Here is a 16,287-nt window from a genome sequence, read left to right as displayed (position 1 = left end):
CCAAGAGCTGCAAAAGTAGGCAAAAAAGCCCTATGCTCAGGCCGCAAGGCCGGCGCATAGGGCTCCTGTTAAAGCATTGAAAGAGCCTGATCGCCTAGCACCTATTTACCTTCACACCCCACCCTCTAGTAGGACCTAACTATGAACCAGGAATAATACATTTTATGTTGTGACTATAGTCGTTTGTATAGAGCTCCTGACACTGTATGTGAGTTGCTCGAGAATCGGTTCATGTCTGGAAAGACTTTACCGGTGTTACTTGAACAACAAGGGGGCTTGGAAAACATTTAGGGGCTAATGAACAAATGCTGCGCAAAGGAATTAAGTTAAGGCTTAAAGTTTTCGTTAGAACCACTTCACTGATGATTGTCTTTTCCTATTCACCTCTGGCAAATATCCTGCTTCAGACCTACAAAATTCCCAAGCGCATTTTATCGATGGAATAATTAACAGCCTGATATTTAATAAAAAACTCAAAAAAACATGGAATTTAGCTTGATAAAAATCAACTATAGTTCCCGAGAAATAAGTTTCTCAAGTATTGAACAAAATAATATTAAGTTTACAATTTTCAGTAATTTCTGAAAATTAGAAAATTGAGGTTGTCATGGAACTACCTGCAGAACTGGAAACTTTTGTCGTTCATTTTGGAGAAATGGGCAGTCGCTGGGGATTTAACCGAACGGTCGGTCAAATGTTAGCTGTGATTGTATTTACCGAAGAACCGCTTAACGCCGATCAAATTGCGAATATGCTAAGTATCTCACGAGGTAACGTCAGCATGGGATTAAAAGAGTTGCAGTCTTGGCAGTTAATTCGTGTGCATCACAAACCCGGTGACCGCAAAGACTACTTTAAACCGGCAGGAACCATCTGGGAGTTGGCTCTACAGGTGCTTTCGGAGAGAAGAAAGCGGGAAGTGGAGCCGACGCTATCTTTGCTTCGAGGTCAACTGATGAGCGACCACGGTGACACCCACCATTTTGCCAATCAGCGAGTTCAGGAAATCCATGATTTGCTCGAATTATTTAATACCTGGTTTGACGATATTCACCGCATGAGTCCAGAGAGCTTGAAGACGTTAATGAAGCTCGGCTCGGGCGTGGGTAAAGTCCTGGATATGAAGGAGCGAATCACCGGAAAAAATTAACATCTGGCCGAAATGGCATCTTGCAACACGAATCAATTTTCAATGGTCTCATTGCTAACAAGATGGAGCTGACCATGCTTGAAACGCTTTTACTTTCTCGAATTCAATTCGCACTTAATATTAGTTTTCATATTTTATTTCCAACAATTACTATTGCACTAGCCTGGTATCTTTTCTACTTTAAAGTTCGCTATGACTTGAGTCGACATCCAGTCTGGATGAGACTCTATCGTTTCTGGGTAAAAGTCTTTGCGCTAACCTTTGCTATTGGTGTGGTTAGTGGTATCACTATGTCGTTTCAGTTTGGAACCAACTGGCCCGGTTTTATGGAGAAGGTCGGCAACATAGCTGGTCCTTTGCTCGGTTATGAAGTTCTTACTGCTTTTTTCATGGAAGCTACATTTCTTGGAGCTATGTTATTTGGAATGAGGCGGCTGCCGAATTGGCTGCACTCTCTAGCCACATTTCTGGTTGCTTTGGGAACTTCGCTTTCTGCCTTCTGGATACTGGCACTAAACTCATGGATGCAGACTCCACAGGGACATATCATGCTGGATGGTGTCGCTCATCCGCAAAGCTGGATGGAGATTATTTTTAATCCATCTTTTCCATATCGATTAACTCACACTTTACTGGCTTCAGGTATTACTGCGAGCTTTTTAATTGCAGGAATTTCAGCTTATCGACTGATAAATGGTGATGAGAAAAAAGCGCCGAAGCTAGCGCTTCGCTCTGCCATGATTACGGCTGCCATACTTGTTCCATTGCAGGTCCTTGTTGGAGATTTACATGGATTGAATACTCTTCAGCATCAACCACAAAAAGTTGCGGCAATGGAAGGCGTCTGGGAAACAACTCGCGGAGCCGATATGTTGATATTTGCTGTTCCCGACGAAGAAAAGCGAACGAATCATTTTGAAATAGCGATCCCAAATTTAGCCAGCCTGATTCTCACTCATGATGCCCACGGGGAGGTGAAAGGACTCAATGAGTTTAAAGAGCTGCAGCCACCAGTTAAACCAGTGTTCTACGGCTTTCGAGTGATGGTTGGCCTTGGATTGCTGATGCTGCTAATTAGCTGGTGGGTTGCGTGGAGGTTGTTGACCAATAAAAATTTGAGTCAGCTTCAAATGAAATCAATTTACTGGATGACTTTTTCCGGTTGGATCGCAACCCTGGCCGGCTGGTATGTTACTGAGATAGGAAGGCAACCCTACCTTGTTCAGGGGCTTCTTAAAGTTAGTGACGCTGTTACAAATATTCCGCCACAAAATGTTGCTTTGTCATTGACTATCTACACGGTTGTTTATCTGGGATTATTATTTGCCTATTTACAAACGCTGTTCTACATGGCGAAAAATGCTGTTCAGGTTGAGGAATATTCAGATAGAGAGCTAAAAAGCGGGAGTAAAAAAGAATCCATTGATACGGCTTTTAGTCAAAGTACAGATGTAAAAAGTACAGATGTAAAAAGTATCCAAGTAAAAAGTATCCAAGTAAAAAGTATCCAAGTAAAAAGTGCAGGAGAAAGCGCATGAACCTTGAGCAATCGCTTCCTTATATTTTTCTGGCATTGATGGCTGTTTCAATTTTAATGTACACCGTGCTAGACGGTTTTGATCTTGGGGTCGGACTGCTACTGCCAAAAGATAATCTTGAATATAGAAACCGGATGATTGCCTCTATTGGACCTTTCTGGGATGCTAATGAGACCTGGCTAGTTCTAGCAGTCGGTATTCTTCTTATCGCCTTCCCAAGTGCGCATAGCATGGTATTAAAATCCCTCTATTTACCGGCGCTGTTTCTATTGATCGGGTTGATCTTAAGAGGGGTTGCTTTTGATTTTCGCGCAAAGGCAGTCACTCGCTTTAGAGAGCTATGGGATAAACTATTTTGGCTCGGCTCTTTATTGGCAACCTGTGCGCAGGGGTTTATGCTGGGCATGTACGTGATGGGATTTGAATATAATTTAACATCAATTTTATTTTCAATTCTTAGTGCTTTTTGCCTGACAAATGCCTATCGCTATATTGGTGGTACCTGGCTGGTAATGAAAACGGAAGGAGAGCTACAAAAGTTTGCCGCGAGAAAAGCGAGAGTCGCCGGTTGGATTACTGCTGCGGGAGTCCTTGCAATTTGTATTGCCAATCCACTAATCAGCGAAGAGGTTGCGCAAAAATGGTTTAGTATGCCGGAGGCAATTTTGTTATTACCGATTCCCTTAATGTGCTTTGTTATATTACTGGTTAACGATCTCTATCTAAAACATGCGCCATTGGAAAACGATAAAGCATGTTGGCTTCCATTTTGTTTGACGGCGATATTATTCTGCCTTTGCCTGATTGGACTTGTCTATAGCTATTATCCCTATGTAATACCCAATAGGCTACTCGCGACTGATGCGGTTAGTTCCACTGCTTCGTTAGAGTTCATTTTATATGGTGTGGTCATAGTGTTACCGATTATTATTGCCTACACGCTTCTATCATATTGGTTGTTTAGAGGAAAGTCTGAGAACTTAAGCTATTACTAGTGCTATATATCGGAAAAAGAACAAAATGCGCTGGCAACAAATGGGAGAAATTTTGTTGGTTGTTGTATTTAGTGGGATTGACTTATTGAGGCAGGGATAGCTGGTATCCGCCTCTGCAGAAGCTTTTACCATAAGAGTTATTATCGCAAGCGTCTTTCAAGAGTTTCTGGCAGAGGTGTTCTTTCCTGATGAGTTTATTTTTGAGGAACGATTTTGGAGAGGTCATCTACACTTTGCAGACTCATATTTTTAAAGAGTGACCACTAAAAGTCTAAACTGAGAAGTAATCAGCTATCCAGTCATAAATTTTTTGAGTCGTGAGTTCCTCAAAGTCAATGGCATCAAAATTATCGGCAGGATCTCTATCTCGGAATGCAAATTGATAGCTGACTATTCCCGGTTGTTCGTCGTGCAAAATTAATATGATTCGTCGTTGAGTTCTCAAACAATCGATTGTCATTGTATCTGCCGGAAAACCGATATCCCGCATACCTCTGCTTAAACCAACAATGGGATTGATATCCTTGAAGTCACTCTGTATTCGGCCATGCGCCTCAGTAGCTCTGTCGGACAGAATTTCTAAAATGGTTTTCGACACGTCTATTACTCTATGTGGTTGCTTGCAAAGATCATTTTACCGTGATTAACACTGTTTTATCCTGAATAACACAGTTTTATCCGGACTAACTTCGATTTATCTGAGCCAGAATGCTATAACCGGATAGTTAGGCAAGTATATCCAATTACTCCCTGATAGTCATTTATCAGAAAGTTTCTCAGTAAGCAGAGGACCGGTTACCAATGGTTGGCGATAAGAAACCAATGTTTTCCCGTTCAAATAAAGTCCAACAAGTCGAAAGTTTTCGCTATTGTAGAGAGAAAAGGAAAAGAATCGTCTATACTGAGATACAAGCTAACAATTAAAAACCGCTCTATGTTCGAAAGGATGTCATTAGTTGCTTTCATCTTCAGAATTACTCTTTTCGTAGGGATTTCTATCATTCTGTGTTCTTGCTCTACGCCTGCTAGCCACAAAGTGAAACCTGCACAAATTAAGAGCATTTCTAGTGGAGATGGTAAGCTTCGTGAGCTCAGTCTAAAAGAGTTAATCCACATTCCCTTGAATAAAGGATACTCACATCACACGATACACCAGTCCGCCACAAATCCTATCAATGATACAAGTGTGAATTTCGGTATTATGGCGCCTATCAGTGAGTTTCCGGTTTATTCCGCTGAAATTATTGCCGCTGCAGATATGGCTGCAAACTTTGTGAATCAAAATGGTGGTATCGATGGACGCCGGCTGGTTATTTTGCGTGCCGATGATAAAGAAAATACCCCGGTGTCAGCCAGGCTCGCCAGAGAACTCGTTGACAAGTACCGAGTGGAAGCGATTATTGGACCGGCAACTTCTAATAGTGTTGTAGATGTTTTACAGCAGGTGACTATACCCAACAATATACCTCTGATTACTCAATCTGCCTCTTCAATGGTTTTGACCGATATCGGAGGTAAGCACGCCTTTTGGAGAATGGTTGCCAACAATCAACAGCAACTTGACCTGATGACGGACTTTATTCACAAGAAATCCGGTCATCGACGCATCTTCCTGATCACCGGGCGAGATATCTATAGTCAGGAAATCGCTTCCGGATTAAAGGCGTATTTCTCAGAAGTTAGTAATGGTTGGGTTGAACATTTGGCGATTAGCGACCTGGTTCATTTGGGCGGAATGGACCTGCTGTCAGAAATAAAGATGGTGCAAAAACAAAAAGCGACAGCGGTGATCATTACGCTGACCAATGCTCAGGTAAAAGATATGATCAAAAAGATCCGACGACACTGGCTTGGTAAGTATCCTCTAATTCTGGTGGGGGATACGGTAACTCCAAAATATCTGATTGATTCAAACCCCGGAGATATTAGCGCCTGTATATTCAGTTTTGTGGGAACCCAGCAGGATATGGATAAATCTCTGAGTTTGAATATTGCTGAAGCAATCACCACCAAAGCGACCGGTTTTGATGGAGCTTATATTTACGATTCCACCATGATAATGGCGATGGCGAAAGTACTTGCAAAAGAGTTTGATTTAAGTACGAAAGAGGCTGTTAATCTGATTGCTTCTGATGGCTATCCGATAAATTATTCGGATTTTCCTAAAATCATCGAACTATATCGGCAACATAAAAAGTTTAGCTATACCGGGTTTAGTGGCCGGGTTTTATTTGATGAACTGGGAAATAACTTAACTGCTTACGCAAAAATCTATTCGATAGCGGAAGATCCAGCTGAAAGTAAAAAAGCCTGCGTAACCCCTTAGGTCAATTGTTTGAGACATTAGATAAAGTGTATTGGTTCATACTCAAACTAACACATTCTAATTTTAAGCATTATGAAGTCTGACAATTAATGATACTTCGAGGCCTTATCTAAAACGGAAGTCCAGCGATCTTCAATATTTTTATCCTACCTACCTTGAATTTACACTTTTTAGCGAAGTTTAATTCAGCGTTGGTTCACTTAATACGTCTGCAAAATATCAAGTAATTGATTTTAATAAGCAATGATTTTTTCTCTGATTCCTATGTACATAGTATATACATAAAAACACTTGCGAAATTTCTTGTCGCTAGTAACATACTGAATTAATTGAGAATTTTAACAAGGATGAACAAGGATGAACAAGGATGAACAAGGATGAACAAGGATGAACAAGGATGAACAAGGATGAATAAAGATGAATAAAGAGTACATTAAGCTTAGTTTTAGCGTAATTTACTCCACTCAATCAGCTGCTCCGGTGCAACAACTGACAAAACAGAAAAGCATTTTGCGGTTGTGCTCGGCGTTATATGTCAAGGACTATACCAATATGATTTTTTATGTTCCAGCTTTTCTACTTGTTTTTATTGGGTTCGCTCATTCATATCTGGGTGAGCGTTTTATCCTGATAAGGCTATTTCGCCGAGAAGATATTCCTAAAATACTGGGAAGTTCGGAGTTTACTAAAAAGACGCTACGCTTTGCTTGGCACCTGACAACTATAGCGTGGTTTGGTTTCGCAGCAATACTTGTCGGTTTGGCGCATGGTAAAGCAGATATAACATTCCTTGTCTACGTGATTTGTGTGACCTTCTTTATGCATTTTATTATTTCATTGGTAGCATCTGGAGGTAAGCATTTTTCCTGGCTCTTCTTCCTAATTATAAGTGTTTCATGTTTTTTCGGGAAATACGTATAAGGCTATCAAGGAACTCCTTTTTCGTCGATTTGTTTTGTGCTTGAATAGCACAAAGCAAATCAATTACAAAGTCGCCAGCTTGTAGCTGTGTAAGCAATAAAAGGCAATTCATGGGAACCATTGATTATACTAATTACTCATTTCAAGAGCTTTTAGAGGCCAAAGCGGGAATTGATGCGGAAGCATATCCAGATAATTACAATGCATTGGTAAAGGAGTTAGAGTCTAGAGGAGCAGGGGATGAGGAAAGGAAAAAGCGGCAAAAGCAGAGCGAAGAAAAGGAATTTTCAATTGCAGAAAAGAGAGTCAAAATTATTGGATATTTCCAGATCGCTGCTGCTATTGGGATTGCTGTCCTATTACTGATGGGATCATTCTCAGATGAGAGACAAAACTCTCTAGGGATAATGATAGGTATAAGTTTTGTTTGCTTTAATTTCTGTGCCGGATACACTGCAATTAAAGAGCAATATAAGTGGTACTGGCTTTCCATAATCAATTAGGACCTCCAAGTTCCAAGTTTTGCTATTGGTTCAATTATTGCTAACCAGCCATTGCTGCATATGCTTTCTGAATGAGGTGTTATGTAATGAAAAAAACAAAATGTATTTACTAACAATTTTCGGAATCGGTATGCTCGGTTTTGGCTGCTATATGGTTGCTAAACCATTGGAATTTTCGAAAGGAATTGTGAAGTTTAGTGAGAAGGCATGGTTTCATCCCTTTGAAATAGCAAGTAGGTTTTTAATTGGTCTTGTATTCTTAATGTTTGCAGACGAATCGTCTTATCCAGCTGTTGTAACTTTGCTCGGCGGGGTGCTATGTTTCGTAAGTGTGTTTCTTATCATTATTGGTCCAGGTCGGCATAGACGCTTTGCCTTATTAGCATCCAGAATTGGTAAAAGCTTTCGTTTATTGGGTTTGCTGGCAATTGTATTTGGGGCTGGTCTTTGTTATCTGGGGTCGATGTAAGTTGTATAACAAGCATGGCCAGGCGAAATTTGGTTGACCGATAATAATTTTAACTAAAAAGAAAACTATTTGAGGGGGGAATAGGCGGTATTCAACAAACCGACAATTGCTTAAGATATACTCGATACTATTGATTTGTTGTACTGACTTGGAAAATTTTGCAAATGTACTAATGAGAAATTTCCTCAATAACTCTAAATTTGAAAATTGGTTTAACCTTTTTAGGTGGCAGCGTGATATTTTTCTTGTGGTGAAATTATTTTTTTAAGGGCGGTACTGCGACTATTATGAGGAAAGTTGTATTTCTAGATTCGAATTATGAAAACAGTTAACATTACGCCAAATATTTCTCCTTTTTTTAAAATGTCTCTATTCGCTTGGAGCATTACATGCGTTGTCGGTCTCTTTAAGGAAGAACTGGCTATTTTCTACATTTATTCCATTGCTTTAACGGCCTTGACGATAATTTATTATCTTGGATGGAAAGTTGGGCTTTTGCGCCTGGCCTTCAAAAATACAGGAATAGAGTATCGTTTTTTAACAAAGCGAATTTTCATTTCTAAGATGGATATATTTAGTTTGACTTATGCTAAATCAGGATTTGGACAAACACCTATTTTTATTCTAGACAATTCAGGCAATGAAGTAGGGTTTAGTTCAATTAACCTGAAGAATAGTGAATGGCAAAAAATCAAAAAATGCTATGGGGAAACTGTTCTTTATAAAGAACAATTGGATAGTAGTCAAAAGCTATAAAGAGCGCGATAGGTTGGGTTGGCTCTGCGTAACCTACTAATATACTTGAGAAAAAATCTGATAATTCAAATTGAAATTTATAAGTTCACGTTTTAACTTATTTCAAATAAAGGGAGTAGATTAATTTCCACTCCCTTTATTTTCGAATAGACTTAAACCATCACAAGTTATTTCAGCTCGTTCAGGAACGCGCTAAAACGTTTCAAGCCCTCAGTTAAATCGGCAGGTTTACAGGCATAGGAAATTCGAATTGCTTTGGGCTCTCCAAAAGCGCTACCGGGAACAACTGCGACGCCTTTGGTTTCAAGAAGAAGTTCCGAAAAATCGACATCATTATTAATTTTCTTGCCTTCGATTGATTTTCCGAAGGTCGAGGATATATCCGGAAACGCATAGAAGGCTCCTTGTGGTCTCGGGCAGATAATATCCTGATGCTGCGCCATGGTAGCCATGACTTCATCTCTTTTTTTCGAAAATTCAACGCACATTTCATCGGCAAAGTCTTGTGGACCTTCAATAGCTGCCGCAGCCGCTGCCCCAACCACACCAGGGATATTGGTAATCGAATTACTGTTAAGGGTAACCAGTGCATTCGCTACTGATTCAGGTCCAGCCATCATTCCAACACGCCAACCGGGCATTCCATAGGATTTTGAAATAGAGTCCACCATAATAATACGGTCGCGAAGCGCCGGGTTAGTTTTTAGCAGGTGGTGGAAGCCTACACCATCGAATACCATTCGGTTGTAGATGTCGTCAGAAATTATCCAGAGGTCGTGCTGTTCAAGAACATCACCAATCGCTTTAATTTCTTCTTTTGTATAAACCATACCGGTTGGGTTTGAGGGATTGTTAAATAACAATACCTTGCTTCTGGAAGTGATTGCTACCGCTAGCTGCTCTGCGGTCAATTTGTAGTTTTGTTCTGCCGGACAGGGCATAGGCTTTGCTGTAACGCCGACCAGATCAGCAATATCCTGATAGGTTGTCCAGTAGGGAGCAGGGAATAGCAGCTCTTCTCCCTCATTCATCAAAGCGTACACAAGAGAAAATAGGAGGTGCTTGGCGCCAATCCCCGAAGCTATATTGGCTGTGGAATATCCTTTAAAGCCATTTTCTTTCAGTCGCTTGAGGTAAGCTTCGACCAGATGGTTTTCACCTCTGCCGGGCAAATACTGACCCGAATCGTGTTCCAGAGCATTCCTGGCCGCCTGATAGACGTGTTCGGCTGGCAGAAAATTGGGTACTCCGACTGAAAAGCTGATGATATCTTTTCCTTCTGCTTTTAAGCGTTTTGCTTTTTCGGCAATCATCATAATAGTGCTTGGTTTGGCACGACCCATTCGACTGGCTAGAGCTGGCATGAGCTGATTACTCCTTGAATGATTAAAAATGACAGACAGTTAAAATGCTTTTTAGCTGTGGGCTAAGGTTGTTAGCGAGATTACCTTGAAATTGACTATTTCGCTACTCTTTATGACGACATAATGGGAGCCATACTTTAAAATTATCTGATATCTGAATCGGATCAGAACTATGTCACTTATTCAACTTGAAAAAACTCAAAAACATACTCGAATAGAATTTGCTCATCCTTTTAATGTGATGAGCTCTGCGGTACTCAATGGTGGATGTCAGCAAGCACAAAGAATTGTCAATATGTCTGTGGACAAATATGGAGCTTTTGACCTAAGCCCAGGTGAAACTATTCAACAATATTGTGATCGATGTGGATGGGAGAGTATTTCGGTGGGGATGATGACTGCCGCATCAATGAAGTCACTAAGAGTAGAACGAAAGTTATATGAGGGAGTGGAAATCGGAGTGGCAGTTACTGCTGGTTTATCCAATTGTCTGCGAGCAGGAGATAAAGCTGCCGTTCAAACTATTTTTTCGCACAAGTATTTAGCGGGCACAATTAATCTGGTCGTCTTTACATCGGCTATGCTTTCGGGGTCAGCAATGCTCGAGACATTAATGATTGCTACCGAAGCCAAAGCCGCTGCCATGCAAGAGTTGAAAATAATGAGTCCGGTTTCCGGAAAAATGGCGACCGGTACCGGTACTGATGCCATCGCTGTCGCTTCATCGCCCATCGGAGAGAATATTTACTACTGCGGTAAACATGTATTGTTCGGCGAGCTGGTAGCTCAAATGACAATTAAGGCAATCAAGAGTTCGGTAAATCGAACAGAGCAACAGAAAGTTGTTTTTTGATTTTTGTCCTGGAGTCTGGTTTATTTTTTTTTAATGGATTCGCACAAAAGACGATTAAACTAAATACTGTTAAGAACTATTTTAAAATAAAAGCAATAAAAATTTGACAGAAATAATTATCGGTGTATTATTTCGCCTGTTCGCTTTATGCTCAATTATTGATGTTGTAACTAAATAGAGCGAAGTTAAATAGCTAACAGCAAATTTGAAGCTATAAGAAAATCTAAAAATATTTGACGTATGAGGAGTAATTAATGAAAAAAAATAAATCACAGGAAAATAAATTCTAACCTTCTCATGCATCTGCTCGGAAGGATTATGAAGAATACCTTTCGAGCCAGTAAAGACTTTATCAAGTAAGATTCCATAAAAGTCAATTCTTATAAAGCCCTGGCCGGATTTCCTGCCAGGGCTTTTTATTTAGTCCTGTCAAAATCTAAATTAAGGTGTTCTCCGATTAATTAACTTTGCCACAAATGAGTGGCATTGAGGGTACTTTTATGCCTGTTAAAATGGAACTTAATAAAAATGCGAAAAACGGTATGAAGCCGGTAAAAATTTACACCCGCGACATCGATCATACTGCAATGAGTCAGTTAAAGAACTTGTCGCAACTACCATTTATACATTCGCACATAGCAGCAATGCCTGACGTGCATGCTGGAACAGGAGCAACCGTCGGTTCGGTTATTCCGACTAAACAAGCCATTATTCCTGCTGCAGTTGGCGTTGATATTGGTTGCGGAATGAATGCGGTTCGTTTGTCAATAAAAGCGTATCAATTGCCGAACAATCTAAAGCAGGTACGCAATGAAATCGAACGCGTTGTTCCTGTTGGGAATCGCGCACATAAAATGATTTCGGTGAGAGAGAAAAGCTTGCGCAAGCTACAGGCTGGAATGGATACGCTTTTTGATAAACATCCAACTTTGCTCAAAATGATGAAGAAGCCTCGTCAAACCTGGGCACAGCAATTGGGAACTTTAGGGAGTGGTAATCATTTTATTGAACTTTGTATCGACGAAAATCAGGACGTGTGGTTTATGTTGCACTCTGGCAGTCGCGGTATTGGCAATAGTATTGGTCGCTACTTTATCCAAAAAGCAAAGAAAGATATGCAGGGGCATATGCATAATCTGCCGGACAGGGATTTGTCCTACTTTTCTGAGGGTTGTGACAACTTTGATGATTATATTGACGCGCTGGAGTGGGCTCAAGACTATGCCTATTACAACCGTGCTGAAATGATGGATATGGTAATTCGAGCAGTTAAACCATTGCTACCACCATTCCAGGTAACCAGAGAAGCGATTAATTGTCATCATAATTATGTGCAAAAAGAAGTGCACTTTGGAGAGAAGATTTACGTCACTCGTAAAGGTGCTATTAGCGCACATGAAGGAGAGCTTGGAATTATTCCGGGTAGTATGGGAGCGCGTTCTTTTATTGTTCGCGGCAAGGGCAACCCTGATTCGTTTTGTTCTTGTTCTCATGGTGCAGGAAGAAAAATGACTCGTACTGCAGCAAGGAAAATATTTCGCAGAAAAGATATGGAAGCACAAACTCGTGGTATCGAGTGTCGAAAAGATTCCGGTGTCATTGATGAGATTCCTGCGGCTTATAAGGATATTAATGAAGTGATGCAAAACCAGACGGACCTGGTAGAGATTGTGCATCAATTAAAACAACTCATTTGTATTAAAGGATAGAAAATGAGCTTATTTATCGAAACTGCTAAACGGTTGAGGCAGTCAACTTCGATCCGTTTAATTTTACTACTTACATACATTTAACCAGGAGATAACTGATGAAAACACGACCCGGTTTCAAAACCGAGCGAATAAGACTATTCAAAAATTTAAGGAAAAAATCTAATGGAGATGAAAGTTTTAAACGAAGTCATCGATTGTCTGAGCAACGGACGTCGACTGGCTCACTACTTTGAAGATAGGTATGCTTACTATCTACTGGCTAAATATTGTGAGAAGTACTCTGAAGCTAGTATCGCTCAAATAAAGCAATCGTCTTTCTCGAAGCTATTGCAAAGGCCAGGCATTAAACAACTTGTTTCGAATTTTGGAAACGGTAAAGTGGATACCATTTTGTTGAATAATCCGTTGGCTACAGACTACACCCGCTATGTCATTACTTTGTCCAAATGGGGAATGAAAAAGGATTATCGATGGTCGCAGACGACTCTGCCTGGTGCGAATCTGGTAATGCAGCTAAACCTGACCAATCAGCATGATCAATATCTGCGTGAATTAAAGTTGAATGACTCGCCATTTAAATACCGGGCTCATCCGATCCATGAATCGAAGAGTTCGCTTTCCTGGGCAAGGATCGATTTTAGTTTTGAAACAGGTGAAGCTTTGGTTGAAGAAATTCAGACTGACTGGATTCGACGTGCGGCCAGGCATTTTCGCTGGGCCAAAAGAACCTTGGGCAATGGTAATACCTGGTATCGCCATGCGGGTGCAACATACCAGGCTCAGGATATGTTCGAATACACCCGGTCGTTGCTGGATAGATATGAGAAGCAGTGGATGGAAGCCACCTTATTTCACGCGATCAAACTGATAAAGGAGGATATTGGACTAAGTAAGATCTTTTATCATAGTTATCAAACAGGCGCGGTTGTTAAAAATATAACTGGAACTCTTCCGCCCAAAAGCTTGTATACAAGTCTTCCACGAAGGTTCTGCTTTGTACCTGATGCAGGTGGACCCGATTTTGTAGTGAGAAATAGTAAATTTAAAAGACGGTTGAAAAAGATTAAAGAACCCAGCTGGTTAAAGCTGGAACTTTAATAACCATGATTAGCGATTTATTAAACAGGAAATGGAGTTACTATGCCAAAAGCAAAAAGAAACAAAAATCGAAGAGCCAATCTGAGGCGAGGTTTATCTGAATCTCAATTAGGAGCTTCGACTATTCAGGTAACGATCGAAAGCCGGCCCAGAAATCCGTTTTCCGATCATCCTTTAATGAGAAAAGGCGGCGTTCACCAGAAATCTAAATCCGCCGAACGCTCCAAAGCCCGTCGCGAGACTAAAAGACTTGCTCGCGACTGGTCTTTTTTTAAAGCAGCTTAAAATTTCTCGGCTCAAGTAGTGTTAAATTTGATTATTAATTCTATTTTAATTTGGTAGGTGTAACTTTTTTCCCCATTGGACCTGGCCTTCCATATCCTTTTTTTGTAATGTCTTTACTTTGCAACTCTTATACCGTTAGTTTCAGAAGATACTTTCGCATTTACTCAGCTTTGACCTCTGTAACATATCGAATCTAAAGGAAGTTAAGAAATTAGTCAGTGTCTAAATATAATAAAAATCATTAGTCCGGAATTGACATTGAAGACATGTTACATAAGTATCAGTTATCTTCAAATATTTTTGTGTAGCGTTATCTATATACCAATTGTTACTCCTGTCAGCTTATACATTAAGCGTTTCTACCCTATGGAGCATTATGGTTATTCAGCACTCTTTATTTTTTGCTGGAGTCACTGTCGTTCTGTCTATCTTATTTCTATTAGTTATTGATTTTTTACTATTAAAAGTTAAAGAGATGAGGCAAAGTTCCGAACAAAAATACTCAATTAAAGAAACTTAGGCTGGCAAGCACTAGTATTCGCTATCTCAGAAGAACACAACCACACTAAAATTATGCCTGCACAGTATCTCGTTAGGAATCAAGAAATGAAGAAGGTTGTTTTAAAAGGTTATGTGCTGGTTCCAGAGTCTGATTTGGATGCAGTAATGAACGAGCTTCCAAATCATATAGCAAACACTCAATCTGAAGAAGGATGTCTTGTTTTTAGCGTGGTGCAAGACAATTTAAATAAAAATCAACTTAATGTTTACGAAGAGTTTATTGATGATGTGACATTTAACAACCACCAGAAAAGAGTCAGCAGCTCAACGTGGGGCGCAATTTCAGAAAACTGTCAGCGTCACTATGAAATTAGCGAACAATAAAATTAGCGAATTATAAGAAAGCATTATTTGCGTAAGAATTTTATGTCTTCAAATAGTTTCTTTTATAATCCGCTATGAATACTTCAGCCTTTTCAACTAAAACTTCTTATCAGGCTCAAGCTCCCAGTACTCCCAGCTTTCCAGCTGATACTTTTTGGCTAGTTTTAAAGCTTGCTTATGATGTTTTTTCGCGGTCTCAGGGTTTTTTAATCCTTCCTGGGCGAGACTCATCTGGTAATGCCACTTAGGATTTTCTGCGCTTTGAGCTTTGGTTGTGTTGAGTAATTGTTCGGCCTTATCAAACATAGCTTTTCTATTGAGGCCCAGGGCTAGATTAATTGTAATTTCCTGAAGAGAGTCTGGGAAGTCCTGCTTTACTCGTTTCAGCAACGCCTCAATTTCACCCTCTTGTTTACTATAAAAAACATACTTGGCAAAGGTATAGCTTTGAAGCCAGCCAAAATCAAATCCAGCCCATTGTTTTTTCTTCTCGGCAAATGCATCAAGTACCTCGTTATAGTCCTTGAACTTCATCAGTTCCGGCATATCGATAAAGTAGTCTTTATACAGGAACTCTAGTGCATCATATAAAGCAGGTAGTGCGGTTGTATAGTGAGTTTCTTCAGGGTATTGCTTAAACTTCCATTGTACAGGCTGATGCTTACTATTCTTTATCTCTTCAACTAGCTCATTGACGCCCATTCCTCGTTCGTTGGCTAAAGAAATAAACAGAGGCGCTCTTAATTGATTGGAGGTATTTTCGCTGTTAAGCATTATTTTGAACCGTTGATTAATAGCCATTTCGTCATACCAGGCGCTGGGACTCATTGCTAGAAAAGCATTGAACGGAGATTTTTCATCCAGATAGCTCTGAAGAACAAATAATCCACCCAGTGAATAGCCGGCAAGAGCGCGTTTACTATTGGTCCGAAACTGACGATCAATTTGAGGAACCAGCTCCTTATACAAATAAGCCTTGAATTTTTCAACTCCACCGAAAGCCGGATCATTTTTTCCATCTTCTCCTTTACTTGGCCAGGTATTACTTAACAGATAGTCAGATGGACCTTGATTGGCAATCCCAACAATGATCATGGGCGCTATCTTTCCGAACCTGGCCAAATGTTTTGAAATATTGGATACGTGGTGAAATTGGAAGTCGCCATCGATAAGATAAAGAACGGGGTAGTCACTATTATTCTGTTGATAGTTTTCAGGTAAAGAGATGAAGTAGCGTCGTTTAGAAGCAAAAATTTTGGATTGGTGTTGATAGCTCTTTCCATAAACCAAAGTATTCTCTGGGGTATCTGTTGCAAAGAGCAGGTTCGCAAAAAGAAAGTTACAACAGAACAAAATTGAGCCAAGAAATACTCTGGACATTGAAATACACCCTCATTAATCAAAAAAGAACAGTAGCTGTTATACGTAAGAT

Annotated in this window: 16 protein-coding genes; 13 read left to right on the top strand and 3 right to left on the bottom strand. The window is 40.1% G+C overall.

Annotated elements, in window-relative coordinates; genetic code table 11:
- Window positions 1–607: 607 nt before the first annotated feature.
- The 3 genes from IYN84_RS18620 to IYN84_RS18610 all read left to right on the top strand — a co-directional run bounded on the left by IYN84_RS18620 (window position 608) and on the right by IYN84_RS18610 (window position 3,683).
- Window positions 608–1,150 carry a GbsR/MarR family transcriptional regulator gene (locus IYN84_RS18620; RefSeq protein WP_196140777.1) on the top strand — a complete coding sequence of 181 codons (543 nt, stop codon included), beginning with the start codon at window positions 608–610 and terminating at the stop codon, window positions 1,148–1,150.
- A gap of 74 nt (window positions 1,151–1,224) precedes the next feature.
- Complete coding sequence (locus IYN84_RS18615; protein WP_196140776.1) at window positions 1,225–2,688, top strand: cytochrome ubiquinol oxidase subunit I; 1,464 nt, start codon at window positions 1,225–1,227, stop codon at window positions 2,686–2,688.
- On the top strand, window positions 2,685–3,683 hold the full coding sequence (locus tag IYN84_RS18610) for a cytochrome d ubiquinol oxidase subunit II (protein ID WP_196140775.1): 999 nt from the start codon (window positions 2,685–2,687) through the stop codon (window positions 3,681–3,683). The genes IYN84_RS18615 and IYN84_RS18610 overlap by 4 nt, the downstream gene beginning before the upstream one ends.
- Window positions 3,684–3,954: 271 nt before the next feature.
- On the opposite strand, the gene IYN84_RS18605 is transcribed toward IYN84_RS18610, so the two are convergent.
- A complete protein-coding gene (locus IYN84_RS18605) occupies window positions 3,955–4,281 on the bottom strand; it encodes a hypothetical protein (RefSeq protein WP_196140774.1) in 327 nt (108 codons plus the stop codon).
- A 438-nt stretch (window positions 4,282–4,719) separates the two neighbouring features.
- On the opposite strand from IYN84_RS18605, the gene IYN84_RS18600 reads away from it, so the two are divergent.
- The 5 genes from IYN84_RS18600 to IYN84_RS18580 all read left to right on the top strand — a co-directional run bounded on the left by IYN84_RS18600 (window position 4,720) and on the right by IYN84_RS18580 (window position 8,658).
- The gene (locus IYN84_RS18600; RefSeq protein ID WP_196140773.1) at window positions 4,720–6,009 is read left to right on the top strand and encodes an ABC transporter substrate-binding protein; all 1,290 of its coding nucleotides are present in this window, start codon (window positions 4,720–4,722) and stop codon (window positions 6,007–6,009) included.
- Between the two features lie 417 nt (window positions 6,010–6,426).
- Window positions 6,427–6,930 carry a hypothetical protein gene (locus tag IYN84_RS18595; RefSeq protein WP_210330702.1) on the top strand — a complete coding sequence of 168 codons (504 nt, stop codon included), beginning with the start codon at window positions 6,427–6,429 and terminating at the stop codon, window positions 6,928–6,930.
- Between the two features lie 110 nt (window positions 6,931–7,040).
- Complete coding sequence (locus IYN84_RS18590; protein ID WP_196140772.1) at window positions 7,041–7,433, top strand: hypothetical protein; 393 nt, start codon at window positions 7,041–7,043, stop codon at window positions 7,431–7,433.
- Between the two features lie 100 nt (window positions 7,434–7,533).
- Window positions 7,534–7,902, top strand: a complete 369-nt coding sequence (locus IYN84_RS18585; protein ID WP_196140771.1) for a hypothetical protein — start codon at window positions 7,534–7,536, stop codon at window positions 7,900–7,902.
- Window positions 7,903–8,220: 318 nt separating this feature from the next.
- On the top strand, window positions 8,221–8,658 hold the full coding sequence (locus IYN84_RS18580) for a hypothetical protein (RefSeq protein WP_196140770.1): 438 nt from the start codon (window positions 8,221–8,223) through the stop codon (window positions 8,656–8,658).
- A 167-nt stretch (window positions 8,659–8,825) separates the two neighbouring features.
- On the opposite strand, the gene IYN84_RS18575 is transcribed toward IYN84_RS18580, so the two are convergent.
- Window positions 8,826–10,022 (bottom strand): pyridoxal phosphate-dependent aminotransferase, encoded by a 1,197-nt coding sequence (locus IYN84_RS18575; protein WP_196140769.1) that lies wholly within the window; start codon window positions 10,020–10,022, stop codon window positions 8,826–8,828.
- Window positions 10,023–10,194: 172 nt separating this feature from the next.
- On the opposite strand from IYN84_RS18575, the gene IYN84_RS18570 reads away from it, so the two are divergent.
- From IYN84_RS18570 to IYN84_RS18550, 5 genes are all read left to right on the top strand, one after another.
- Window positions 10,195–10,875: an adenosylcobinamide amidohydrolase gene (locus IYN84_RS18570; RefSeq protein WP_196140768.1), complete on the top strand. Its 681-nt coding sequence runs from the start codon at window positions 10,195–10,197 to the stop codon at window positions 10,873–10,875.
- 500 nt (window positions 10,876–11,375) lie between these two features.
- On the top strand, window positions 11,376–12,584 hold the full coding sequence (locus IYN84_RS18565) for an RtcB family protein (protein WP_196140767.1): 1,209 nt from the start codon (window positions 11,376–11,378) through the stop codon (window positions 12,582–12,584).
- A 165-nt stretch (window positions 12,585–12,749) separates the two neighbouring features.
- Window positions 12,750–13,685 carry a hypothetical protein gene (locus IYN84_RS18560; protein ID WP_196140766.1) on the top strand — a complete coding sequence of 312 codons (936 nt, stop codon included), beginning with the start codon at window positions 12,750–12,752 and terminating at the stop codon, window positions 13,683–13,685.
- A gap of 42 nt (window positions 13,686–13,727) precedes the next feature.
- Entirely contained in the window at window positions 13,728–13,970 is a 243-nt protein-coding gene (locus tag IYN84_RS18555) for a hypothetical protein (protein WP_196140765.1), read from the top strand.
- 606 nt (window positions 13,971–14,576) lie between these two features.
- Window positions 14,577–14,855, top strand: a complete 279-nt coding sequence (locus IYN84_RS18550; protein ID WP_196140764.1) for a putative quinol monooxygenase — start codon at window positions 14,577–14,579, stop codon at window positions 14,853–14,855.
- A 96-nt stretch (window positions 14,856–14,951) separates the two neighbouring features.
- Here IYN84_RS18550 and IYN84_RS18545 read toward each other — a convergent pair whose 3' ends face one another.
- Window positions 14,952–16,235 (bottom strand): alpha/beta hydrolase-fold protein, encoded by a 1,284-nt coding sequence (locus IYN84_RS18545; RefSeq protein ID WP_196140763.1) that lies wholly within the window; start codon window positions 16,233–16,235, stop codon window positions 14,952–14,954.
- Window positions 16,236–16,287: the final 52 nt, after the last annotated feature.

This window comes from Aliikangiella sp. G2MR2-5 (assembly GCF_015687155.1).
GTDB lineage: Bacteria > Pseudomonadota > Gammaproteobacteria > Enterobacterales > Kangiellaceae > Aliikangiella.
The sequence above is the reverse complement of the archived record's forward strand: the minus strand, read 5'-3'. Positions and strand labels throughout refer to the sequence as shown.